22 protein-coding genes are annotated in these 21,792 nt (G+C 73.6%); 1 reads left to right on the top strand and 21 read right to left on the bottom strand.

Going from position 1 to position 21,792, the window contains the following annotated elements; all coding sequences use genetic code 11:
* Nucleotides 1-99: 99 nt before the first annotated feature.
* The 10 genes from IE124_RS25385 to IE124_RS25340 all read right to left on the bottom strand — a co-directional run bounded on the left by IE124_RS25385 (nt 100) and on the right by IE124_RS25340 (nt 10,051).
* A complete protein-coding gene (locus tag IE124_RS25385) occupies nt 100-759 on the bottom strand; it encodes a hypothetical protein (RefSeq protein WP_189510586.1) in 660 nt (219 codons plus the stop codon).
* Entirely contained in the window at nt 756-1,427 is a 672-nt protein-coding gene (locus IE124_RS25380; RefSeq protein ID WP_189510584.1) for an ABC transporter ATP-binding protein, read from the bottom strand. The genes IE124_RS25385 and IE124_RS25380 overlap by 4 nt, the downstream gene beginning before the upstream one ends.
* Nucleotides 1,420-2,463, bottom strand: a complete 1,044-nt coding sequence (locus tag IE124_RS25375) for an ABC transporter ATP-binding protein (protein ID WP_370468817.1) — start codon at nt 2,461-2,463, stop codon at nt 1,420-1,422. Before IE124_RS25375 ends, IE124_RS25380 begins: the two co-directional genes overlap by 8 nt.
* Nucleotides 2,460-3,296 (bottom strand): ABC transporter permease, encoded by an 837-nt coding sequence (locus IE124_RS25370; RefSeq protein WP_189510581.1) that lies wholly within the window; start codon nt 3,294-3,296, stop codon nt 2,460-2,462. The genes IE124_RS25375 and IE124_RS25370 overlap by 4 nt, the downstream gene beginning before the upstream one ends.
* On the bottom strand, nt 3,289-4,281 hold the full coding sequence (locus tag IE124_RS25365; protein ID WP_189510578.1) for an ABC transporter permease: 993 nt from the start codon (nt 4,279-4,281) through the stop codon (nt 3,289-3,291). Before IE124_RS25365 ends, IE124_RS25370 begins: the two co-directional genes overlap by 8 nt.
* Nucleotides 4,278-5,894 (bottom strand): ABC transporter substrate-binding protein, encoded by a 1,617-nt coding sequence (locus tag IE124_RS25360; protein ID WP_189510575.1) that lies wholly within the window; start codon nt 5,892-5,894, stop codon nt 4,278-4,280. Before IE124_RS25360 ends, IE124_RS25365 begins: the two co-directional genes overlap by 4 nt.
* Nucleotides 5,895-6,055: 161 nt before the next feature.
* Nucleotides 6,056-7,192: an acyl-CoA dehydrogenase family protein gene (locus tag IE124_RS25355; RefSeq protein ID WP_229832840.1), complete on the bottom strand. Its 1,137-nt coding sequence runs from the start codon at nt 7,190-7,192 to the stop codon at nt 6,056-6,058.
* Nucleotides 7,189-8,370 carry an acyl-CoA dehydrogenase family protein gene (locus tag IE124_RS25350; protein WP_189510794.1) on the bottom strand — a complete coding sequence of 394 codons (1,182 nt, stop codon included), beginning with the start codon at nt 8,368-8,370 and terminating at the stop codon, nt 7,189-7,191. The genes IE124_RS25355 and IE124_RS25350 overlap by 4 nt, the downstream gene beginning before the upstream one ends.
* Before the next feature lie 53 nt (nt 8,371-8,423).
* Complete coding sequence (locus IE124_RS25345) at nt 8,424-9,392, bottom strand: NADPH:quinone oxidoreductase family protein (RefSeq protein ID WP_189510569.1); 969 nt, start codon at nt 9,390-9,392, stop codon at nt 8,424-8,426.
* 68 nt (nt 9,393-9,460) lie between these two features.
* Nucleotides 9,461-10,051, bottom strand: coding sequence for a helix-turn-helix domain-containing protein (locus IE124_RS25340; protein ID WP_189510566.1), 591 nt, complete (start codon nt 10,049-10,051; stop codon nt 9,461-9,463).
* 342 nt (nt 10,052-10,393) lie between these two features.
* Between IE124_RS25340 and IE124_RS25335 the strand changes: the two genes are divergently transcribed.
* Nucleotides 10,394-11,167 (top strand): VOC family protein, encoded by a 774-nt coding sequence (locus tag IE124_RS25335; RefSeq protein ID WP_189510563.1) that lies wholly within the window; start codon nt 10,394-10,396, stop codon nt 11,165-11,167.
* 108 nt (nt 11,168-11,275) lie between these two features.
* Here the strand turns inward: IE124_RS25335 and IE124_RS25330 are convergent, their stop codons facing one another.
* From IE124_RS25330 to nadE, 11 genes are all read right to left on the bottom strand, one after another.
* Complete coding sequence (locus tag IE124_RS25330) at nt 11,276-11,839, bottom strand: hypothetical protein (RefSeq protein ID WP_189510560.1); 564 nt, start codon at nt 11,837-11,839, stop codon at nt 11,276-11,278.
* Nucleotides 11,840-11,899: 60 nt separating this feature from the next.
* Complete coding sequence (locus tag IE124_RS25325; protein ID WP_189510557.1) at nt 11,900-12,652, bottom strand: PIG-L deacetylase family protein; 753 nt, start codon at nt 12,650-12,652, stop codon at nt 11,900-11,902.
* Entirely contained in the window at nt 12,649-13,581 is a 933-nt protein-coding gene (locus IE124_RS25320) for an SIS domain-containing protein (protein WP_189510554.1), read from the bottom strand. The genes IE124_RS25325 and IE124_RS25320 overlap by 4 nt, the downstream gene beginning before the upstream one ends.
* 88 nt (nt 13,582-13,669) lie before the next feature.
* Nucleotides 13,670-14,785 carry a GntR family transcriptional regulator gene (locus tag IE124_RS25315; RefSeq protein ID WP_229832838.1) on the bottom strand — a complete coding sequence of 372 codons (1,116 nt, stop codon included), beginning with the start codon at nt 14,783-14,785 and terminating at the stop codon, nt 13,670-13,672.
* 180 nt (nt 14,786-14,965) lie between these two features.
* Nucleotides 14,966-16,273: an alpha/beta fold hydrolase gene (locus tag IE124_RS25310; RefSeq protein WP_189510548.1), complete on the bottom strand. Its 1,308-nt coding sequence runs from the start codon at nt 16,271-16,273 to the stop codon at nt 14,966-14,968.
* 79 nt (nt 16,274-16,352) lie between these two features.
* On the bottom strand, nt 16,353-17,450 hold the full coding sequence (locus tag IE124_RS25305) for a glycoside hydrolase family 5 protein (protein WP_189510546.1): 1,098 nt from the start codon (nt 17,448-17,450) through the stop codon (nt 16,353-16,355).
* Nucleotides 17,451-17,599: 149 nt separating this feature from the next.
* Nucleotides 17,600-18,559: an ABC transporter substrate-binding protein gene (locus tag IE124_RS25300; RefSeq protein WP_189510543.1), complete on the bottom strand. Its 960-nt coding sequence runs from the start codon at nt 18,557-18,559 to the stop codon at nt 17,600-17,602.
* Nucleotides 18,556-19,230 carry an ABC transporter permease gene (locus tag IE124_RS25295; protein WP_189510540.1) on the bottom strand — a complete coding sequence of 225 codons (675 nt, stop codon included), beginning with the start codon at nt 19,228-19,230 and terminating at the stop codon, nt 18,556-18,558. Before IE124_RS25295 ends, IE124_RS25300 begins: the two co-directional genes overlap by 4 nt.
* Entirely contained in the window at nt 19,227-19,907 is a 681-nt protein-coding gene (locus IE124_RS25290) for an ABC transporter permease (RefSeq protein WP_189510537.1), read from the bottom strand. Before IE124_RS25290 ends, IE124_RS25295 begins: the two co-directional genes overlap by 4 nt.
* A 305-nt stretch (nt 19,908-20,212) precedes the next feature.
* A complete protein-coding gene (locus tag IE124_RS25285) occupies nt 20,213-20,602 on the bottom strand; it encodes a VOC family protein (RefSeq protein ID WP_189510535.1) in 390 nt (129 codons plus the stop codon).
* Between the two features lie 91 nt (nt 20,603-20,693).
* A complete protein-coding gene (nadE, locus tag IE124_RS25280) occupies nt 20,694-21,524 on the bottom strand; it encodes an NAD(+) synthase (protein ID WP_189510532.1) in 831 nt (276 codons plus the stop codon).
* Between the last annotated feature and the right edge of the window lie 268 nt (nt 21,525-21,792).

The raw sequence follows: 21,792 nt of genomic DNA, 5'->3' as shown, positions 1-21,792 counted from the left end.
TCCCTCCGTCGCCGCACCGGAATTGCGGCGTTCGGCGGACAGTGTGGCGGAATGACCCGTCCGTCCGGGCGTATGGCGGGGCGGCCATACGGGTGGGATTTACGGGTGGGATCCAGGTCGCGTCCAGCCACCGAGGCTCTCGGCGATGCTCGGGTGGCGAACCGCGTCGAGCTCCGGGTCGGCGAGCAGGCCCTCGATCAGCGCACGGCTCCCGAAGACTTCGGTGGCGCTGAGATCGAAGTCGGTGAGGACGAGCCAACTGCCGTCGGCGGCCCACCAGGTGGCGGGGAACCAGGGGTCCGGCATGGTGTCGTGGTGGGCGAGAGCGTCACCGAGCCGGCCCCGCCAGGCCACGAGCCCCGTGTCTCCCACGAGGGCCGCGACGGGTGCCTGGGCGGCGCCGACGAGGGCGTCCGCCCCGTGCGGGGTGTGCCGTGCCAGCCGGTCCACCAGCCGGGCCAGCGTGGCGCGGTCCAGCTCCGCCGGGTCGGGGCCTTCGAGGTCGTCCGTCCCCGCCACGCCCTCGAAGACCAGGTGGGACGGGGTCCCGGTCCAGTCGTCGAGGCGGCGGCCCTCCCGGGCCAGGACCTGGTCCCAGCGGAGTCGTACCGGCCCTTCGTGGATGGGGTGGAGGAGCCAGCAGCGGTCCCCGTACCCGCCTGGGGGCTCGTACCCGCACCCGGCGCCGTCGCTGGTGAGCGCCGCGCGCAGCCCGTCCAGTGGGTCGCCCTCGGTGGCGCGTGTCCAGGTGGTGGTCACGGGGTGTCCTCCGCGGGCAGGCAGTCCTTCCACTCCACCGTACGGTCGCACCAGCGATTCAGCAGGACGCGGTCGTGGCCGACGGCGAGGAGGCCCGCTCCGGTCTCCGTCCGGTAGGCCTCGACGGCGGCGACGAGTGCGGCCGTGGTGGAGGCGTCGAGCATCGCGGTCATCTCGTCGCAGATCAGCCAGCGCGGGCGCAGGGTCAACGCCCTGGCCAGGCAGGCGCGTTGGAGCTGACCGTCGCTGACCTCGTGGGGGCGGCGGGTGAGCAGGTCGGCGGTGAGGCCGACGGCGGGGGCGAGTTCGGCGACCCGGGCGTCCGCCTCGGTGCGGCGGCCGGTGGCGCGGAGGGGTTCGGCGATGATCTCGGCGAGGGTCAGGCGTGGGTCGGCCGCGGTGCGGGGCTGCTGGAACACGACGCCGACGGCGGTGCGGAGTTCGCGCGGTGCGCGGTGGCGCCAGGCGCGGATCTCGGTGCCGTCGAGGACGAGGCGGCCCGCGTCGGGCCGGTGGAGGAGGGCGGCGACGCGGGCGAGGGTGGACTTGCCGCAGCCGCTGGGGCCGAGGAGGCCGACGGACTCGCCGGGGGCGACGGTGAGCGAGGCGCCCCGGAAGACGGGGGCGCGGCGCTCGTATCCGGCGGTGACGGTGTCGAGTTCAAGCACGGGGGTGCTCCGGGTGGTGGCAGGCCACCCCGGCGCGCGGCTCGGGGCGGGTGGCGCAGAGGTCGGTGGCCAGGGGGCAGCGCGGGGCGAAGGCGCAGCCGTCGGGCAGCGCGGAGAGCTCCGGGGGCATGCCGGGGACGGGCGTGAACGCCCGGTCGGGGAGGGCGTCCAGGAGTCCGCGCGCGTAGGGGTGGCGGGGTCCGGTGGGGCCGAAGAAGCGCGGGGCGGGGGCGATCTCGACGATCCGGCCGGCGTACATCACGGCGACGCGGTCGGCGACGCGCGCGGCGGCCGCGAGGTCGTGGGTGATGAGGAGCAGGCCCCGCCCCTCGTCGACGTGGCGGCGCAGTTCGTCCACGGTGCGGTCGACGAGCTCCCGGTCGAGGCCGGTGGTCGGTTCGTCGGCGAGGAGGAGGCGGGCGTCGCCGATGAGCGCGAGGGCGGTGGCGGCCCGCTGGGCGAGGCCACCGGAGAGTTCGTGCGGGTAGCGGTCGAGGTGGCCGCCCGGGAAGGCGGCCCGCTCGGCGGCGTCCTCGGCGGCCTTGCGCCGCGCCCGGCGGGGGGTGCCGGTGAGGGCCCGTACGGTCTCCTCCAGCTGGGACCGTACGGTGCGGACGGGCGTGAGGTGGGCGGCGGGGCTCTGCGGGACGAGCCCGACGCGGCGGCCGCGTACGGTGCGGGCCAGGGTCTTCTCGTCGGCGGTGAGCAGGTCCGTGGGTCCGGCTCCGGAGGGGTCGGCCAGCAGGGCCGTACCGGAGGCCTCCGCGTTGCCCGGGAGCAGGCCGAGGAGGGCGGAGGCGAGGACGGACTTGCCGCAGCCGCTCTCGCCGACGAGGGCGAGGCACTCCCCCGCGCCGAGATCGAAGTCGGCGTCGCTGACGGCGGCGACGCTCCGCCCGCCGCGCAGCCGGAAGCGGACGGTCAGGTCCCGGACGCTGAGGACGGCGTCGTCGGCCCTCCCCCTACCTGTGGCGGGGGGACCCCCAGCGGTGACGGCCGCCAGGGCGCGCAGGACCGTGGGGTCGGCGGCGTTCACAGCATCAGCTCCGATCGGCGGCGCGGGTTGAGCCGGTCGCGCCAGACGCCCGCGAGTCCCGCGATGGCGAGGGTCGGCACGATGAGGAGGAGGCCGGGGAAGAGGGTCGGCCACCAGTCTCCGGCGAGGAGCGAGGAGCGGGCGTTCTGCACGAGGTTGCCGAGGCTCGCCTGGTGGCTGGGGAGGCCGAGGCCGAGGAAGGAGAGCGCAGACTCGTGCCACATGGCGTGCGGGACCATGAGGACGGCGGCGAGTCCGGCCTGCGGCAGGACGGCGGGCAGCAGGTGCCGGACGGTGACGCGCCACCGCGAGGCGCCGCCGGAGACTGCGGCGTCCACGAAGGGCCGGGTGCGCAGCGAGAGGACCTCGGAGCGGACGATCCGGGCGGTGGAGAGCCAGTGGGTGACGGCGACGGAGGCGATGACCGGCCAGACGCCCGGCCTGAAGAGGGCCACGACGAAGATGCCGAGCAGCAGGTGCGGCACGGACGAGAAGGCGTCCACGAGCCGCATCAGGCAGCGGTCGGTCCAGCCGCCGAGCGCTCCGGCGGCCGCCCCGACGGCAGTGCCGACGACGGTGGCGACGAGCGCGGCGACGAGCCCGACGAGAAGCGAGATCCGCAGCCCGTAGACGCAGCGCAGGAGCAGGTCGCGGCCGAGGTCGTCGGTGCCGAAGGGGTGGTCCCAGGACGGCGGCAGGAGCTTCTGCGAAAGGTCGACGGCCTGTTCGTCGAGCTGGACGAGCGGGGGCACGAGGAGGACGGCGAGGAGGACGACGCCGACGGTCACGGCCGAGGTCCACAGCCGCAGGCGGTGCGTGCGGCGGTCAGCCATCGAAGCCCACCCTCGGGTCGGCCAGTCCGTACAGCAGGTCCGAGAGGAGGTTGCCGAGGAGGACGGCCGCGGTGGCGAGCACGGTGAGCGCGGCGAGCAGCGGGAAGTCGACGGAGGTCGCGGCCTGCACGGTGGCGGCGGCGATGCCGGGCCAGCTGAAGACGGTCTCCACGAGCAGCGCGCCGGTGATGAGCTCGGGGACGCGGGAGCCGACGAGGGTGAGCATCGGCAGCATTCCGGAGCGCAGGGCGTGGCCGGTGAGGACGGTGCGGCGGCTGAGGCCGCGGGCGCGGGCGCCGCGGACCGGGTCCTCGTCGAGGGCGTCGCCGACGCCTTGGCGGACGTACAGGAAGAACCAGGGCAGCTGGGAGATCCCGAGGACGAGCGCGGGCAGCACGAGGTGGCGGGCGACCTGGTCGGCGGTGACGGTGTCGCTGGCGGTGTCGGTGAGCCCGCCGGCCGGCAGGACGCCGAGCTTCAGGGCGAAGAACCAGATGGCGAGGAGGCCGAGCCAGAAGGCGGGGGCGGCTTCCAGGGTGTACGCGGCGGAGCTGACGGCCCGGTCGAGGAGGCCGCCGCGGCGGCGGCCCGCGAGGACGCCGAGGAGGGTGCCGAGGACGATGGCGACGGCGAAGGCGGTGACGGCGAGGAGGACGGACCAGCCGAGTCGCTCGGTGATGACCTCGGCGACGGGCCGGCGCATGACCGAGGAGTCGCCGAGGTCGCCGGTGACGGCGGCGGTGAGCCAGTCCCACCAGCGGGTGAGGAGCGGCTGGTCGGCGCCGAGGTTGGCGCGGAGCTGGTCGAGGTTCTCCTGCGAGGCGGTGAGTCCGGCGGTGCCGGCGTAGGCCTTGACGGGGTCGAAGGGGGAGGCCGCGGCGACGGCGAACACCGCGAGGGTGACGGCGAGGAGGACGGGGACGGCGGCCAGGGCGCGCCGTCCCGTCATCCGTGCCATGGCCCCCCAGGGGAGGCGGCGGCTCACTTCTTCGCTTCTCCGGTGCTCTTCGGCTTCCAGCCCTCGACGTTCCACCAGGGTCCGGAGGCGAGGCCGTGGTCGTGCGGCTCGATCTGGGTGCTCAGCCCGTCCCAGCTGTCGTCGACGACGTAGAGGTGGTCGATGTGGGTGAGGAAGGTGTAGCCGGGGTTCGCGGCCAGTTCGCGCTGGACGGTGTCGTAGGCGGCCTTCCGCTTGGCCGGGTCGTTCGTCCGGCGGCCGTCGTCGAGGGCCTTGTCGACGGTCTTGTTGTCGTACCGGGCCATGTTGTTGAAGCCGTCGCCGGCGAGGGAGGACTTCAGGAGCAGGTACTGGTCGAAGTCGGGGTCGCCGGGCGAGCCGCCGCCGGCGAGGACGGCGTCGGTCTTCATGCGGGGCTCGATGACCTCCCAGGTGCCCGCCTGGGTCTTGATGTCGATGCCGGCCTTCTTGGCGTCGGAGGCGTAGGCGAGGGCGTGGTCCTGGCGCAGCTTGTCGCCGGAGAGGTACCAGAGCGGGAACTCGGCGCGGACGCCGTTCTTGACGCGTACGCCGTCCGGGCCGGGCTTCCAGCCGGCCTCGTCGAGGATCTTCTGGGCGCCGGCGAGGTCGTGGCGGCGCTCGGTGCCCTTGGTGAACCAGGGGCTGTCGGTGGGGACGGGCCCGTAGGCGGGCTTTCCGGCGCCTTCGAGGATCTTGTCGACCATGGCCTGCCGGTCGACGGCGATGTCGAGGGCGCGGCGGACGGCGGTGTCGCCGGTGACCTTGTGGTGGGTGGGGAGGGTGACGGTGCGGTAGTCGTAAGTCTTCGCCGCGTACGTCTTCCTCCCCTTGTCCGCCTCGAAGCCCTCGGCGAGGTTGGGCGGGAGGATGGCGCCGTCGAGGTCGCCGGCGCGCAGCCGGGTCGCGCGGACGTCGTCGTCCTTGACGATGGCCATGGTGAACTTCTTCACCTCGGGGGCGCCGTCCCAGTAGGTGGGGTTGGCCTTGAAGGTGAGCTTCTCGCCCTTGGACCAGCCGGTGAGGACGTACGGTCCGGTGCCGATGGGCTTCGTGGTGAAGGCGCCGGTGTTGACGTCCTGCTTCGCGGCGACGTGCTCGGGCGCGATGGCCTGGACGGTGCGCTCGGCGAAGGGCGCGTAGGGGTACTTCAGGGTGAAGACGACGGTGTCGTCACCGACCGCCTCGACCTTCTTGACCGCGTCGAGCTCGGTGCGGGAGGCGTTGTTCGTCTTCGGGTCGAGGATCGTCCGGTAGGTGAAGACGACGTCCTTCGAGGTGAAGGGTGCTCCGTCGCTGAAGCTCACGTCGTCGCGGAGCGTGTACGTGTACGTGAGCCCGTCCGCGGTGATGTGCGGCAGCTTCACGGCGAGGGCCGGCTTCAGCTTCATGTTCTCGTCGAAGGCGAGAAGGCCGTCGAAGATCTTGGAGTTGCCGTCCTTGCCGTAGCCGAGGAGCGGGCTGAGCGTCTCGGGCTCGTAGGCGATGCCGACGACCGCGGAATCCTTGGGGCCGCCGGAGGCCCCGGCGGTGGAGCCGGGGTTCGTGCAGGCCGCCGCGGTGAGTGCCACGGCCCCCGCGAGTATCGCGGTGGCCGTGCCGCGGATGGATCGGGCGGTCATCGTGTCCACACCCCTTTTTGGAGATCAACTGTTATTGCGAACAGCATGCAATTAAACAGCATGTAACGGGGTGTGGACACAGTGGCCCCTTACGGGGATCTGATGACCGCCGCTTGGCGGGCGCCGACGGCCTCCGTTCGGCGGGCGCCGACGGCCACCGCTCAACCGGCGCCGACGGCCTCCGTCCCGGGCGCCGGGAGGTCCACCAGGGCGGCGACCGCGTCCTGGTGGCGGCCCGCCGAGCCCAGGGCGAGCTGGTCGGACTTGGCCCGCTTGAGCGCCAGGTGTGCGGGGTGCTCCCAGGTCATACCGATCCCGCCGTGCAGCTGGACGCACTCCTCGGCGGCGCGGACGGCCACCTTGGAGCAGTAGGCCTGGGCGACCGCCACCGTGAGCGGGGCGTCCGGGCTGCCGGTGGCGAGGGCGTCGGCCGCGGCGCGGGCCGCCGCCCGGGCGCCGACGACGTCCAGCCAGAGCTGGGCCATGCGGTGCTTGAGCGCTTGGAAGGAGCCGACCGGCCGGTTGAACTGGTGGCGCTCGCGGGTGTGCCGGACGGTCTCCTCCAGACACCACTCGGCCAGGCCCAGCTGCTCGGAGGCGAGCAGCCCCGCTCCCGCGAGGAGCCCGCGGCGGACCGCGGCGGCGGCCTCGTCCGGCCCGGCGAGCCGGGTGCCGCCCCCGGCCTCCGTGGTCACCTGCGCGAGGGGGCGGGTGAGGTCGAGCGGGGTCTGCGGCTCGACGGTCGCCTCGGCGGCCGGGACGGCGTACAGGCCGTCGGCGCGGGAGACGAGGAGGACGTCGGCGGCGCCCGCGTCCGCGACGCCGGTGACGGTGGACGGGGTGGAAACGGGCTTCGCGTGCGGGCTCGCGGTGAGCGGGAGGGCGAGGACGGCGACCGTGCGGCCGCTCGCGAGCTCCGCGAGGAGCTCGGCCGCCGGGACGGACTCCCCCGCGAGGGCGAGCAGCGTCTCGGTGGCCACGACCGCGCTCGTCAGGTACGGCACCGGGGTCACCGCGCGCCCCAGCTCCTCCAGGACGACGGCGGCCTCACGGTGGCTCGCCCCCTGGCCGCCGAGCTTCTCGGGTACGAGGAGTCCGGCGGCGCCCATGTCCCCCGCGAGCGCCTTCCAGAGGCCGGGGACGTACGGGCTGTCGGTCTCGATCCGGCCGAGCAGATCCTGGTGGCCGGCGCGGTCGGCGAGCAGGGAGCGAACGGCGGCCCGCAGGTCGTCCTCGGTCTCGGAGTAGAGGAGGTCGAGCTGTTCCGTCCGACCGGTCCGTTCCGTCGCTTCGGTCATCGGGCGAGGTCCTTCCATGCGACGTCCTTGTCGTTGCGGGGCTCGGAGGGCAGGCCGAGGACCCGCTCGGCGACGATGTTGAGCAGGACCTCGGTCGTGCCGCCCTCGATCGAGTTGCCCTTGGAGCGCAGGTAGCGGTAGCCGGCGTCGCGGCCGGTGAAGTCGACGAGGTCGGGACGGCGCATCTCCCACTCGCCGTACAGGAGGCCCTCCTCGCCGAGGAGTTCCACTTCGAGGCCGCTGATGGCCTGGTTGAGCCGGGCGAAGCCGAGCTTCATCGCGCTGCCCTCGGGGCCGGGCTGGCCCGCGACGAGCTGCTGGCGGAGCCGTTCGCCGGTGAGCCGGGCCACCTCGGCGTCGACCCAGAGGTCGAGGAGGCGCCGGTGGAGGTCGTGGGTGCGCAGCTCGGGGCGTTCGCGCCAGGTCGTGGCCGCCTTCCCGATCATGCCGCCCTCGCGCGGGATGCGGGCGCCGCCGATCGAGACCCGCTCGTTCATGAGGGTGGTCTGCGCGACCCGCCAGCCGTCTCCGGGCCCACCGAGGCGGTGGGCGTCGGGGATCCTGACGCCGGTGAGGAAGACCTCGTTGAACTCCGCCTCGCCGGTGATCTGGCGCAGTGGCCGGACCTCGACGCCGGGGTCGGTCATGTCGCACACGAAGTAGGTGATGCCCCGGTGCTTGGGCACGTCCGGGTCGGTGCGGGCGATGAGGATGGCCCAGCGGGCGACGTGGGCGCTGGAGGTCCACACCTTCTGGCCGTCGACCACCCAGTCTCCCCCACCGTCACGGACGGCGCGGGTGCCGAGTGCGGCGAGGTCGGAGCCGGCGCCGGGCTCGCTGAAGAGCTGGCACCAGACCTCCTCCCCCACCCACAGGGGCCGGAGGAAGCGGCGCTTGACCTCCTCGGAGCCGTAGGCGAGGAGGGTGGGGGCGGCCATGCCGAGGCCGATGCCGATGCGCCGCGGGTCGTTGTCGGGGGCGTCCGCGGCGGCGAGTTCGGTGTCGACGACGGCCTGGAGGGCGCGGGGCGCGTCGAGTCCGCCGAGGCCCACGGGGTAGTGCACCCAGGCGAGTCCCGCGTCGAAGCGGGCACGCAGGAAGTCGGTGCGGTCGGTGGTGGCGGGCGGGTGGTCGGCGAGCAGCCTCCGGGTGCGGGCCCGGAGTTCCTCGGCGTCGATCGGGCGCCCGGCACCGGTCAGGCCCCGGGCGTCCGTGTCGGGTGCGGTGTCGGTCACGCGGAGGCTCCTTCCGGGAGGACGACCAGGCGGCCGGTGGTGGTGCCGTCGGCGACGCGCTGGACGGCGTCCGCGGCGCCCGCGAAGGGGACCCGCTCGCCGATGAGCGGCTTGATGAGCCCCTTCGCCGCGTAGGCCGTCAGGGTCTCGTGGCAGCGGCCGATCGAGGCCGGGTCCTTCGCCGCGTACAGGCCCCAGTGGAGGCCGAGGACCGAGTAGTTCTTCACGAGTGCGTGGTTGAGGGCGGGGGCGGGGACGGTGCCGCTCGCGAAGCCGACGATCACGATCCGGCCCTCGAAGGCGACGCACTTGGCGGACTGCTGGTAGGCCTCGCCGCCGACGGGGTCGTAGATCACGTCGGCGCCCCGGCCGCCGGTGGCGGCCTTGACGGCTGCGACCACGTCCTCGGAGCGGCGGTCGATCACCAGGTCGCAGCCGAGGGCGCGGGCGACGGCGGCCTTCTCCGGTCCGCCGACGACTCCGATGACGGTGGCGCCGGCCGCCTTGCCGAGCTGGACGGCGGCGCTGCCGACGCCGCCCGCCGCCGCGTGGACGAGCAGGGTCTCGCCCTCCTGGAGGGCGGCGCGGCGGTGCAGGCCGAACCAGCCGGTCTGGTAGCCGATGTGCAGCGCGGCGGCCTCGGCGTCGTCGAGGCTCTCGGGGGCGGGGAGCAGCCCGGCGGCGTCGGCGAGCGTGTACTCGGCGAAGCCGCCGTGCGGCAGGGCGGCCGTCGTGATGACCCGGCGCCCGTCCTCCGTCTCGGCGCAGACCTCGACGCCGGGGGTGAAGGGCAGCGGGGGCCTGATCTGGTAGTGGCCGCGGCAGAGCAGCGCGTCGGGGAAGTTGACGTTCGCGGCGCGGACTCTGAGGAGGACCTGCCCGTCGCCGGGCGTGGGCGGCTCCACCTCCTCGCGGCGCATCACCACGCCGGGTTCGCCGTTCTCGTACACACGCCATGCCTGCATCCGGAAGCCTCCTCCGTACCGAGCGGTCGGTTGCATACTAAGCGGTCGCTTGCCCCTGGGGGAACGGCTCAGCCCGACTTCTTGGGGCGCGCCCTGACATGCATGCGCTCCCCCTGCGGCCCGAACAGGCTCAGGAACTCCACCGGCCCCTCGACCGTCGGCCCGAACCAGTGCGGGACGCGCGTGTCGAACTCCGCGGCCTCGCCGGCGGCGAGGACGACGTCGTGCTCGCCGAGGACGAGCCGCAGCTTCCCGGAGAGCACGTACAGCCACTCGTACCCCTCGTGGACGCGGGGCTCCGGGGCCTCCGCGGGCTTCTCCTGGATCACCTTGTACGCCTGGAGCCCGCCGGGCTGCCGGGTCAGGGGGTACATGGTGCGGCCGTGGCGCACGATCGGCCGCGCCTTGACCCGGGGGTCGCCGACGGCGGGGGCGCCGACCAGCTCGTCGAGGGGGACCTGGTGGGCGCGGGCGAGCGGGAGGAGCAGTTCGAGACTGGGCTTGCGCTGCCCGGACTCCAGGCGGGAGAGCGTGCTCACGGAGATGCCGGTGGCGGCGGAGAGTTCGGCCAGGGTCACCCCGCGGTCGCGGCGGACGCGGCGGAGCCGGGGGCCCACCTCGTTGAGTACGGCGTCGATGCGGTCGTCGTCTTCGGTCATGACGCAAGTCTTGCAGAAACAGCAAGAACAATTGCCGTTCTCTGAGGACTCGGCGCCGCGCTGATCCTGGGGAGGTCGCGGCGCCGCGCCCTGGTCGAGGACGCGGCCGTGCTCGGCCACCAGGCCGGTGAGACACCCCCTGGAGGACGCGGTGGCCGGCCGGTCGGCCGCTCGGATGAACCGGGGGCGCTGCGGCTGCGCCGCCACGACGCAGGGGTGAGGATCGGTCATGGTGGCCGGAAGCCGACGGGACCAGCACCCGTCCGACGTCAGGGTCGGCAGGACTCACCCTGACGCCGCGGCTCCGGCAGTCTCGGACGACGGAAGGACAGGACACCTCCCATGCTCGGTACGCAGTTCACCACCGGTTCCCCCAGTTGGATCGACCTCGGCAGCCCCGACACCGAGGCCGCCGCCGCCTTCTACGGGGCGGTCCTCGGCTGGGAGTTCCGCTCGGCGGGACCGGACGCCGGCGGCTACGGCTTCTTCCAGCAGGACGGCCTCACGGTCGGCGCGCTCGGCCCGCTCACCGAGGAGGGCGCGAGCAGCGCCTGGACGGTGTACTTCCAGACGCCGGACGCGGACGCCACCCAGAAGGCGGCCGAGTCCGCGGGCGGCACCGTGCGCCTCGCGGCGTTCGACGTCATGGACGCGGGCCGCATGGCGGCCCTCACGGACCCGGGCGGCGCCCGGTTCGCGATCTGGCAGCCGGGAACCGTCCGGGGCCTGGAGCGGACCTCCTCGGCCAACACGCTCGTCTGGGCGGAACTCCACGTCGCCGACCCGGAGTCCGTGCTCGCCTTCTACCGGACCCTGTTCGGCTGGCGCTGGGCCGAGATGGAGGCGCCCGGCATGACGTACCGGGTGATCTCCACCGCCGCGGGCGACCAGGAGGACGCCTCCTTCGGCGGAGTCGCAGAACTCCAGGGCAAGACGCCGCACTGGATCCCGTACTTCGCGGTCGAGGACGCCGACGCGATGGCCCGGACGGCCCAGGGCAACGGCGGCTCGGTCCTCATGCCGGCGGCCGACATCCCCGACGTCGGCCGCATCGCCTGGCTCGCCGACCCCTTCGGCGCCCCCTTCGCGGTGCTGAAGCCGGCACCGATGGGCTGAGCGGCCCGCTCTCAGCGCTAGGGGGTGTCGTCACATTCCCGTCGTCGCCCGAAGGGCGGCCCCGCGGCACCAGACGTTGCGGGGCAGACGGGAATGTGACGACACCCCCTAGCGGGCCGAGGCCGCACGCAGCCGCCGGGCGCCGAGCAGCAGGGCGTCCCAGCCGATCGTCTCGGGTACGGGCAGCAACTCCGCGATCTCCTGGTCCCCGTGGTGGACGAGGAGCAGGCTGCCCTTGACGGTCGTCAGACGGACCTCGGACCAGGGATGGCTCCAGAGCCGGCCGGGCCCGTCCCACAGCTGGAGGCCCCGGTTGGTCATCCTCAGCTCGAACCGGTCGAGCTCCGTCGGCCTGGTCGGCCGCCCGTCCACCACGGGAGGACGGACGGCGTACGCGCTCAGCACGGTCTCGCCCGGTTCGAGCGCCGCCTCACGGATGCCGTCCGTGCGGCCGAACCGCATGCCGATCCAGGTGCCGACGGCGCTGCACGCCAGCAGCACGGGCACTCCCAGCCACCACCACCGCGCGAACGGCTCGACGAGCTCGGGCGGGACGAGACCGATCACGCCGCCGAGCGGCCACACCGCCCCGACGGCCCCGCCGACGACCGCGCCCCGCACCGCCCTTCGGCGTACCAGCCGCTGCCCCTCGCCGTCAGCCGGCTTGGTCACCTGCCGAGCACCCTCGTGCGCCATCTGCCCCCCAGTAGAACGGATTCCCCTGAACGGACCCTAACGGCCGAAGAGTTCGAACGTCACCGCCGGGCGGTCGCCGAAGCGGGCGGCGGCGCGGCTCGTCGCCGAGGTGAGGAAGGAGCGGACGTACTCCTCCGGGTCCTCGTCCGTCAGGGCCTCGATGTAGGCGCGGTGGCAGAGGAGGGAACGGACGGCGCGGTCCAGGCCCGGGGTCGCGTCGACCGCGTGGGTGGGGGTGCTGGAGGCGGCGACCGCGACCCAGCGGACGCCGTTCCAGGGCTCCAGGCCCTGTGCGGTCAGCTCGGGGAAGATCCAGCGGTTTCCGGCGTCGGCCGCCGCGTCGAGCGTGGCGCGGCCGACGGCCAGGTGGTCGGGCGTGTTCCAGGGGGCGCCCGGGCCGCCGCCCCAGGTGTCTCGGTGGTTGAGGGTGATGACGAGCTCCGGGCGGTGACGGCGGATCGCCGCCGCGATGTCCCGGCGCAGGCCGAGCCCGTACTCGATGACGCCGTCACGGTGGTCGAGGAAGTCGACCGTGCGGACGCCGACGACGGCGGCGCTGTCCCGCTGCTCCCGCTCGCGCAGCGGGCCGCAGACGTCCGGGGCGAGGGTGTCGATGCCGGCCTCGCCGCGCGTGGCGAGGACGTAGACGACCTCCTTGCCCTCGTCCGCCCAGTCGGCGACGGCGGCGGCGCAGCCGTACTCCAGGTCGTCGGGGTGGGCGACGACAGCGAGGGCCCGCTGCCAGTCGCGGGGCATGTCCAGAAGGTCCGGGGCGGCGTTCTCGATCATGGACGCAGGATACGGGTCGCGTCCGCGACGGTAGGACGGAACGCTCCGGCGAGGATCACCGAGCGCGAGACGTGGCGCGGGCGGTCGGGGTTGAGTCCGCGCCGGTCGGCGAGGGCAACGGCGAGCCGCTGGGCGCGGACGAGGGCGGCGACCGGGTCGATCGCGTCGGCGGCGAACAGGGCACCGGTGGACTCCACTTCGTCCCGGAGACCCGAAGGCGCGGGGCCGAGACAGCAGACCAGGCTCGTCCGGTCGCTGATGCTGATCGGGCCGTGCCGGTACTCCATCGCCGCGTACGACTCCGTCCAGGCGCGGGCCACTTCGCGGAGTTTAAGCGCCGCCTCGTCGGCGAGCCCCACGGTCCAGCCGGTGCCGAGGAAGGTGAACTGGCCGCGCCGCTCCCAGACCGCGGGGAGCCGTTCGTAGAGGACGAGCTCCGTGTCGGCGATCGCCGGTGCGAGGTCCACCCCGAGCCCCGCGCGCAGGAGTTGGAGTGCCGTGGTGGCGAACCGGGTCTGGACGACGGAGCGTTCGTCGGCGAAGGAGAGGTCGACGGTCTCGTCCCCGAGCCGTCCCGCCGGGCTGTCGGGGACGCCGGTGAGCACGAGGGTCGAGATCCGGCCGGCCGCGCCGGCGAGCAGGTTCACGACCTCCGTGGTCGTCCCGGAGCGGGTGAGGGCGACGATCCTGTCGTAACCGCGGCCGAGCGGTGTCCGGTCCGAGGCGGGGAAGGCATCGGTCTCGCCCGCGCCGAGGGACTCCCGCAGCGCGGCGTAGGCGCGGGCGATGAAGTAGGAGGTGCCGCAGCCGACGACGGCGACGCGCTCGCCCCGGCGCGGCAGCCGGGCGGCGTGGCGGTCGGCGGTCTCGGCGGCGCGCCGCCAGCAGTCGGGCTGGCTGGCGATCTCCGCGGTGACGTGGGTGCTCATGGTCCGGTCCTCTCTCGCAGACTCCCCCGTGGGGTCCGGACCGAGTTCTACCGGCGCCGGTCAAGAGCACACCATGAGCAATAGGCACTCACTGCTTGGACTTTTTCCCGCAGGAGGCGCGGACGACGAGCCGCGGCCGCAGCTGCACCTGGTGGAGCGGGGCGGCGTCGCCCTCTGCGAGGCGGCGGAGCAGGATCTGCGCGGCGAGCCGCCCGAGCTGGTACTTGGGCGGTGAGACGGCCGTCAGCGGGGTCTCCGCGACGTCCGCGAACTCGTTGTCGTAGCTGATCATGGCCAGGTCCTCGGGCACCCGCAGCCCGGCGCGGCGGACCGCCCCGAGCATCAGGGCGGCCTCCCGGTCGCCGAAGCAGAGCGCGGCGGTGACACCCGCCGCGCGCAGGGCGGCGAGGGCCCGGTCGGCGCGGTCCGGGTCCCAGTGGGCCATGACGTCCCGCTCGTACGGCGGCGGTGCGGGCAGGCCGAGGTCGGCGAGCGCCCGGGCGAAGCCGGACTCGATGGGTGCGGTGGTGGGCGCGTCGGTGCGGGCGACGAGCCCGATCCGCTCGTGGCCGAGGCCGTGCAGGTGCCGTACGGCGTCGTAGGCACCGCCCTCGTGGTCGGTGCAGACGTGCTCGGTGGCGTCGCCGGGGCCGTGCGCGGCGAGTCGGCGCTCGACGAGGACGGCGGGCACGGGCAGCGCGAGGAGCTCCTCGGCGCGCCGGCCGGGATCGGTGGCGGTGTGCAGGCTCGGGACGAGCAGGAGCCCGTGGACCCCGTCGGAGAGGAGCCGCTCGACGGCGGCGTCCTCTTCGACGGGGTCGTAGTGGGAGCAGGCGAGGACGAGCCGGGCGCCGTCCGCCGCGAGTTCCTTCTCGATGCCCTGGAGGACGCGCGGGTAGTAGAACGTGGTGTCGGGGACCAGGACGCCGACGATCCGTCGGCCGGTGCCGCCGCGCTCGGGGCGGTGGGCCGCGAAGGTGCCGGCGCCCTGGCGGCGCTCGACGAGGCCGAGGGCGACGAGGTCCTCGTAGGCGCGGCGGACGGTCGTCACCGAAAGGCCGGTCTCGGTGGCGAGGGCGCGCTCGGTGGGGAGTTTGCTGCCGGGCGGCCAGGTGCCGTCGAGGATGCCGCGCCGCAGCTCGGCCATGAGGGCCCGGAACTTCAGCTCCCGGCCGGACGCCGGAGTCTCACGTCGTCCCGCCACCCGGACCCCCTCACGCGGGCCGGCCACGCGCCCGGCTCCAGTACTGATCGATTGCGCGCCGAATCCTATGCCCGACCGGCCGGATCCGGCCCGGGCCTCCACCCTCGCGAGGACGAACGGCCCGCCCCGCGCGGTGACGCGACCGACCCGTACGGGCAGATCGCCACTATCGCCCCCCTGTCACTTCTCCCCGCGGGCGAGGGAGAGCAGGCGGTCGAGGACTCGGGGGCCGCCGGCCCGTACGCCGTCGTGTTCGAACTCGTCGGTCACCCAGGTCCGCAGGCCGCGTACGGCGTTCGCTGTTTCGAGGGAGTGGGCGGTGTCCACGTACATGTCGTCGTGGTAGACGGCGGCGGCCACCGGGACCTCGTTGGCGGCGAGGCGCTCGGGGTCGTAGAGCGGGTCCCAGTCGGCGCGGGCGGCGAGCAGTTCGGCGGTCTCGCGGAGCGGGCGCAGGGCGGGGTCCGTGTGGAAGAGCCAGGGGTGGACGGTCTCACCGGTGAAGAGGAACGGCGCGCCCGAGGAGAGGGCCGCGGCGGCGTCGAACTCGGGGAACTCGCCCCGGACCCGCTCCGCGGCCCAGTCGGTGGGGCCTTCTCCCTGGGCGTAGATGGCCTCGTGGAGGACGGCGTAGAGCGGGTGTCCCGCATACGACAGGTGGGCCTGGACCTGTTCGAGGAAGGCGTCGGCCGGCTCGGGTCCGCCCGGGGCCGGCACGAAGGCGTGTTCCAGGAGCAGATGGAGCTGGTGGGTGCCGTCTCCGGAGCCGAGGAGGATGCCGAGCGACTGGAAGGCCTCGACGGTCAGGAGCCCGCCGCCGGGGAGGGTGACCTCGTGGTCGAGGAGGTGGGCGGCGATCGCCCTGGCGCGTTCGGCGTCCTGCGGGTAGCGGGCGAAGTGGGCCTCGTTCTTGCGCCGGACGCGGGGGTAGGCGGCGCGGTAGACCTCGTCGGCCGTGGCGTACAGGGAGGGCAGGCCCCCGGTCACGAGGACCGTGTCCAGGCCTTCGGGGGCGGTGGAGAGGTAGTGGGTCGCGCAGAAACCGCCGAAGCTCTGGCCGAGGACGGTCCAGGGGGCGCCGCCCGTGAGGCGCCGCCGGATCAGTTCGCAGTCCCTGACGATGGAGTCGGCGCGGAAGTGGGCGAGGTAGCCGGCCTGCTCGGCCGGGGTGCCGCGCAGGGGCAGGGTCTGGCGGTTGGCGGGGGTGGAGCGGCCGGTGCCGCGCTGGTCGAGGAGGAGGACGCGGTATTCGCGTACGGCCCGGCCGAGCCAGGCCTGCGGCCCGACGAAGCGGCGGGCGCCGAAGCCGGGGCCGCCCTCCAGGTACACCAGCCAGGGGAGTCGCTCCCGGTCCTTGCCGGCCGACCCGCTCGCGACGAGCTCGCGGCCGTAGATCTCGATCCGCTCGCCGTCGGGGCGGGTGTGGTCGAGGGGGACGGGGAAGCGGTGGTCGGTGAGGACGAGTCCCGGCTGGCGGTAGGTGGTCAACGCTGCTCCTGCTCCTGATCGGTACGCCCCCGCCAGGACAGTGGATCACATGGCGGGGGCGTACCGGGGCCGGGCGCGGTCAGGAGGTGGGGAAGGAGTCCGCCGTCCTGATGCGGTCGCGGATCCAGACGCCGGCGGGCTTGAGGGAGCCGGTGCCGGTCCAGCTTCCGCCGGAGGCGCAGGTGCCGGGCTTGAAGACGGCGCCGCTGCGCTCGTCGTCGGAGAAGTTCCAGTTGACCCAGCTGATCTTCTTCGCGGCCATCAGGTCGAGGTACTTCTTCGTCATGGTGAAGTCGTTCGCGCCCTCGCCCGCGTAGTTCTGCGTGCCGAACTCGGTGACAAAGACGGGCAGTTTGCCGGCGGCGCGGGAGAGGGTGTTCAGGTACTCCTCGCGGTGGGAGGCCGCGTAGAAGTGGAAGGTGTACATGATGTTGGCCGCGTTCACCGGGTTGGACACGACCTCGGACTCGTTCGCCCCTTCCGAGACTCCGAGCGAGGACCAGGCGCGTGTGCCGACGAGGACCGGGGTCTCGGCGTCCTTGGCGCGGATGACGGGGATGAGCTGCTCGGCGTAGCTCTTGATCCGGGACCAGGAGACGCCGCTGGGTTCGTTGGCGATCTCGTAGAGCAGGTTGGTCTTGGAGCCGTGCCGCTTGGCGATCTCGGTGAAGAAGGTCTTGGCGCGGGCGAGGTTGTGGTGGGGGTCGCCCGGGTCGAGCATGTGCCAGTCGACGATCACGTACATGCCCCGCGCGGTCGCCTGCTCGATGAGCGAGTGGGCCAGGTCGGTGTACTTGCGGGGGTCGGTCTCGTAGCCGTCCTCCTGGACGTACGTGGAGACGCGCAGGACGTCGGCCTTCCAGTCCCTGGCGAGGGCGTCGAGGGAACCGCCCGTCAGGCACTGGGAGTACCACTGGGTGCCGTGGCTGGACATGCCGCGCAACTGGATCGGGTTGCCGTACTTGTTGCAGAGCTTGGTGCCGCAGACCTTGAGCTGTCCGTTGATCTCGGCGGGGGTGGAGGCGGCGGCGCGGGCTGGCGCCGCGCTCACGGTGGCCGGTGCGGCGGCGAGGCCGACGAGCAGGGTACCGAGGGCGGTGGCGGCGACGCCGAGGCGCCGGAGCCCGGCGCGAGGGCGGGGACGGGGGCGGGGTCGTACGGATCGTGCCGAAGTCATGGGGGTCTCCCGGAACGATGAACGAGGAAGAGGGATGTCAGACTGGAAGGAAACCTTCCTAACGAATGAATAGCAGGGCTCCGGAGCACCTCGCAAGGGTCATGACAAGAGACGCTGTTCAGCAGGCTGACTTCCCTGCTCCGGCCCTCTCAGTGCGGGATCAGGCCCTTGCCGGCGAGATAGTCGCGTGCCACGTCCTCGGGGAGCCGGCGCCAGCTGTCCACCCGTTCGTTGAGCGCCGCCAGATCGGCCGTGGTCAGGACGGTGTTGAGGCGGTCCAGGGCGCCCGTGACGTCCTCTCCCCCGGCGCGGGCGCGATTGACGACGGGCACGATGTGGTCGGCGTTCTGGAGGTTCTTGTCGTCGGCGAGCAGGACGAGCCCGAACTCGTCGAGCGTGGCGTCGGTGGTCGTCGTGAGGACCAGCTGGTCCTCACCGCTCTGGACCGCCTGCTTCGCCTGGGTCGTCCCGACCCCCTTGGGGTCGACGGCGGTCACCTCGATCCCGTACACCTTCGTCAGGCCGGGCGCGCAGTACGGCCGCTGGACGCACTCGTCCCCGGCTGCGAGGCGGACGGGCAGTCGGGTGGCGCCGAGGTCGCTCAGGGTCTTCAGCCGGTGCTCGGCGGCGAAGGCGGCCGTGACGGCGAAGGCGTTCTGGTCGACGGCGCGGCCGGGGTCGAGGACGGTGAGCCCGCGCGGTCCCGCGAGCGAGCGGAGCGCGGTCATGGTCGCGGCCAGGTCGGGCGAGCCGACGGTCGGCGCCTCCGCGCCGTTGACCTTGGCGTTCAGCCAGTCGGCGAAGGTCGCCGCGTACTCCGGCACGACATCGATCTGACCGTTCTCCAGCGCGGGTCCGTACAGCTCGCGGTTGGTGACCGAGAGGATCTTCGTGCGGTAGCCGACCTGTTCCAGGAGCAGGGCGTACATCTGGGCGAGCAGGTCGCTCTCGGTGAACCCGGCCGAGCCGACGACCAGGCGGCGGCTGTCGCCGGGCGGCCCCGTGACCTCGCCCTGCTCCTCCAGGCTCGGGCCCTCGGCGCAGCCGGAGAGCGACAGCGCGAGCGAAACCGCGACGGCGAGCAGCAGGCGCCCACGGGCCCTCCTCACGCGCCGCTCCCCCGTGCCCCGGCGGGTGCGAGGCGCTGGACCCCCTCGAAGACGCCCTCCACCAGGAGCGCGAGGGCGGCGACGAGGAGGGCGCCGGCGACGACCTGCGGGGTGGAGGCGAGGTTGAACCCCGCCGTGATGATCCGGCCGAGGCCGCCGCCCCCGGCGAGCGCGGCCACGGTGGCGGTGGCGACGAGCTGGACGGCGGCGATCCGGACGCCGGTGAGGACCATCGGCAGCGCGAGCGGCAGTTCGACCCGGGCGAGGGTCTGAGCGCCCGTCATGCCCATGCCGCGAGCGGCCCGTACGACGTCGGCGTCGACGCCGCGCATCCCGACGTACGCGTTGGTGAGCAGTGGGGGCACGGCGAAGAGGACGAGCGCGATGATCGTCGGCCACTCGCCGTACGGGCCGAGCGGGCTGAGGAGCAGGAGGACGAGGACGGCGAAGGTCGGCACGGCGCGGCCCGCGTTGGCGAGATTCACGGCGAGCGCGCCACCCTTGCCGAGGTGACCGAGGACGAGGGCCACGGGCAGGGCGACGAGGCAGCTGAGCGCGAGGCAGACGACGGTGAGGAGGAGGTGCTCGAAGAGGCGGTGCCAGACCCCGTTCTCGCCGGACCAGTGCGCGGCGGTGGTGAGCCAGGACCAGGCGTCGGTCAGCGTGGTCACGCGGCCTGCCCCCGTGTCCACGGGGTGAGGAGCCGCTGCACGCCGAGGAGGAGCAGGTCGGCGACGACGGCGATGATCACGCAGAGGGCGGAGGCGGTGAGGACCTGGGCCTTGAAGTAGGTGTTCATCCCGGCGTAGATGAGGTTGCCGAGGCCGCCGTGGCCGACGATCGCGCCGATGGTGACGAGGGAGACGGCGGAGACGGTGGCGATGCGCAGCCCGGCCATGACCGCGGGCAGCGCGAGGGGCAGTTCGACGGCGAGGAGGAGGCGGACCGGCCCGTAGCCGAGGCCGCGCGCGGCCTGCCGCGTCTCCTCGGGGACGGCACGGAGGCCTGCGAGGACGTTCCGTACGAGGAGGGTGAGCGAGTACAGGACGAGCCCGGCCACGACCAGGGAGGCGGAGAGGCCGTACACGGGCAGGAGCAGCGAGAACATCGCGAGGGCCGGGATCGTGTACAGGACCGTGGTGATCCCGAGGACGGGCCCGGCCGCCCAGCGCCAGCGGCGCGCGAGGACCGCGAGGGGCAGCGCGAGCAGCAGGGCGAGGGCGACCGAGACGCCCGTCAGCTGGAGGTGCTGGACGACGGCGTCCGTCAGGATCTCGTCGCGTGTGGACACGTACGCGCCACAGATCCAGTCGTTGCGGGCGAGGCAGTCGTCGGGCGGCGCGGTCACCTGTCCATTGCAGGCGGTGCCGGGGGCCTCCCGCACGCCGGCCGGGCCGTTCGGGTGCTCGGGGACGTCGGCCGGACCGGCCGGTGATCAGGTACGCGGGCGGGGCCGACCGGTGTGCAGGCACCGTCCGGTACTCGGGTACGCGCACCGGGTCGGCCGGGGATCAGGCACCGTCCGGTGATCAGGAGGCGCGACCGGGCCGGCCGGGGGGTCAGGCACCGTCCGGTGCTCAGGTACGCGCACCGGGTCGGCCGGGGATCAGGCACCGTCCGGTGATCAGGAGGCGCGACCGGGCCGGCCGGTGATCAGGCCTCCTTGAGGACCGACAGGACGTTTCCCGCGGGGTCCGTGAACCAGGCGATCGTCGGTTGGCCCTCCCCGCCCCGCATGATGCCCTTCTCGTCCGCGTCGAACTCGGGGTAGCGCTCCATGGTCACCCCGCGCGCCGTCAGGTCGTCGACGGCCCGGTCGACGTCGTCGACCTCGAAGTTGAGGATCGTGAACGAGGCGGGGGTGTGGTTCTCCTTCGGGTAGACGAAGATCCGGGCCCCGCCGGCCAGGGTGAGGAGGAGCATGCGCATGTCGCCCACGCCCTGCTCTTCCACCTTCAGTCCGAGGGTCTCGCCGTAGAAGCGCCGGGCGGCGTCGATGTCGTCGACCGAGAAGCCGCTGAATGCCGAGGTCTCGCCGAACATGTCGTGCTCCCTTCCGGGGAACTCGTCCGAGGTCCCCTTCCAGGATCCGCCGACGGGCCGCGAAGCGCTCAGGAGCGCCCGAAAGGACCGGTCAGGGCGCGATCGGCAGCTGTCGCTTGTGCTCGGTGAGCTCGTAGCGGCGGACGATCGAGGCGAAGGCGGCCTCCGCGACCGGCTTGCCCTCCAGGAAGTCGTCGATGTCGTCGTACGTGACGCCGAGCGCGTCCTCGTCGGGCTTGCCCGGGTCCAGGGTCTCCAGGTCGGCCGTCGGGACCTTCCACACCAGTTCGCCGGGGGCGCCGAGCTCGGCGGCGACCGCGCGGACGCGCCGCTTGGTGAGACCGGTGAGCGGGACGACGTCGGCGGCGCCGTCGCCGAACTTGGTGAAGAAGCCCGAGACGGCCTCGGCGGCGTGGTCGGTGCCGACGACGAGACCGGCGTGGGCGCCGGCGACCGCGTACTGGGCGATCATCCGCTGGCGGGCCTTGATGTTGCCCTGCACGAAGTCCTCGTGGTGGGCGTCGCGGAAGACGACCCCGCCCGCGAGGGCGGCCGCCAGGGCCGCGTCGCTGGCGGCCTTCACGTCCACCGTGAGGACCTGGTCGGCGCGGATGAAGCCGAGGGCGGTCTGGGCGTCGCTCTCGTCGGCCTGGACGCCGTACGGCAGGCGCATGGCGTAGAAGGTCGCGTCGTGGCCGGCGGCCCGGACCCGCTCGACGGCGAGCTGGCAGAGCCGGCCTGCTGTGGTCGAGTCGACGCCACCGCTGATGCCGAGGACGAGGGAGCGCAGCCCGGTGGAGGTGAGGCGCTCGGCGAGGAAGGCCACTCGGCGCTCGATCTCCACGGCCGGGTCGAAGGTGTCGGACACCTCGAGGTCCCGGGCGATCTGCTGCTGGAGGGCGGTGGACGCCGGGTCGGTCACGGGGTTCTCCTCGTCGGGGCGGGCTGCGGACTGCCGAGGTCGACTCTACGCACCGGGGCCTGGGGGTGTCGCCCGGCCCCGGCCCCGGCCGCTCCCCGGCCCGGGCGGCCTCGGGGGTGGCGGGCGCTTCGGGGGTGGCGGGCGCCTCGGGCGCCTACGGGGGGGCTTCGGCGGCGTCGGGGGCTCGCGTGGCTCCGGGGGGCTGGCGGCTTGGGCGGCGTCGCGGCCCCGACGGCTTCAGGGGCGACGGCGGCTTGGGCGGCGTCGC

It is taken from the genome of Streptomyces narbonensis, assembly GCF_014649015.1.
Taxonomy (GTDB): domain Bacteria; phylum Actinomycetota; class Actinomycetes; order Streptomycetales; family Streptomycetaceae; genus Streptomyces; species Streptomyces narbonensis.
Note: the sequence above shows the minus strand (reverse complement) of the source record. Positions and strands in the feature narration are given on the sequence as shown.

Excerpts from the sequence above, each read along its gene's own strand:
- IE124_RS25305 (WP_189510546.1), bottom strand. The coding sequence starts at position 17,450 with ATGACTTCGGCACGATCCGTACGACCCCGCCCCCGTCCCCGCCCTCGC.
- IE124_RS25335 (WP_189510563.1), top strand. The coding sequence starts at position 10,394 with ATGCTCGGTACGCAGTTCACCACCGGTTCCCCCAGTTGGATCGACCTC.
- IE124_RS25345 (WP_189510569.1), bottom strand. The coding sequence starts at position 9,392 with ATGCAGGCATGGCGTGTGTACGAGAACGGCGAACCCGGCGTGGTGATG.
- IE124_RS25340 (WP_189510566.1), bottom strand. The coding sequence starts at position 10,051 with ATGACCGAAGACGACGACCGCATCGACGCCGTACTCAACGAGGTGGGC.
- IE124_RS25325 (WP_189510557.1), bottom strand. The coding sequence starts at position 12,652 with ATGATCGAGAACGCCGCCCCGGACCTTCTGGACATGCCCCGCGACTGG.
- IE124_RS25370 (WP_189510581.1), bottom strand. The coding sequence starts at position 3,296 with ATGGCTGACCGCCGCACGCACCGCCTGCGGCTGTGGACCTCGGCCGTG.
- IE124_RS25360 (WP_189510575.1), bottom strand. The coding sequence starts at position 5,894 with ATGACCGCCCGATCCATCCGCGGCACGGCCACCGCGATACTCGCGGGG.
- IE124_RS25355 (WP_229832840.1), bottom strand. The coding sequence starts at position 7,192 with ATGACCGAAGCGACGGAACGGACCGGTCGGACGGAACAGCTCGACCTC.
- IE124_RS25320 (WP_189510554.1), bottom strand. The coding sequence starts at position 13,581 with ATGAGCACCCACGTCACCGCGGAGATCGCCAGCCAGCCCGACTGCTGG.
- IE124_RS25285 (WP_189510535.1), bottom strand. The coding sequence starts at position 20,602 with ATGTTCGGCGAGACCTCGGCATTCAGCGGCTTCTCGGTCGACGACATC.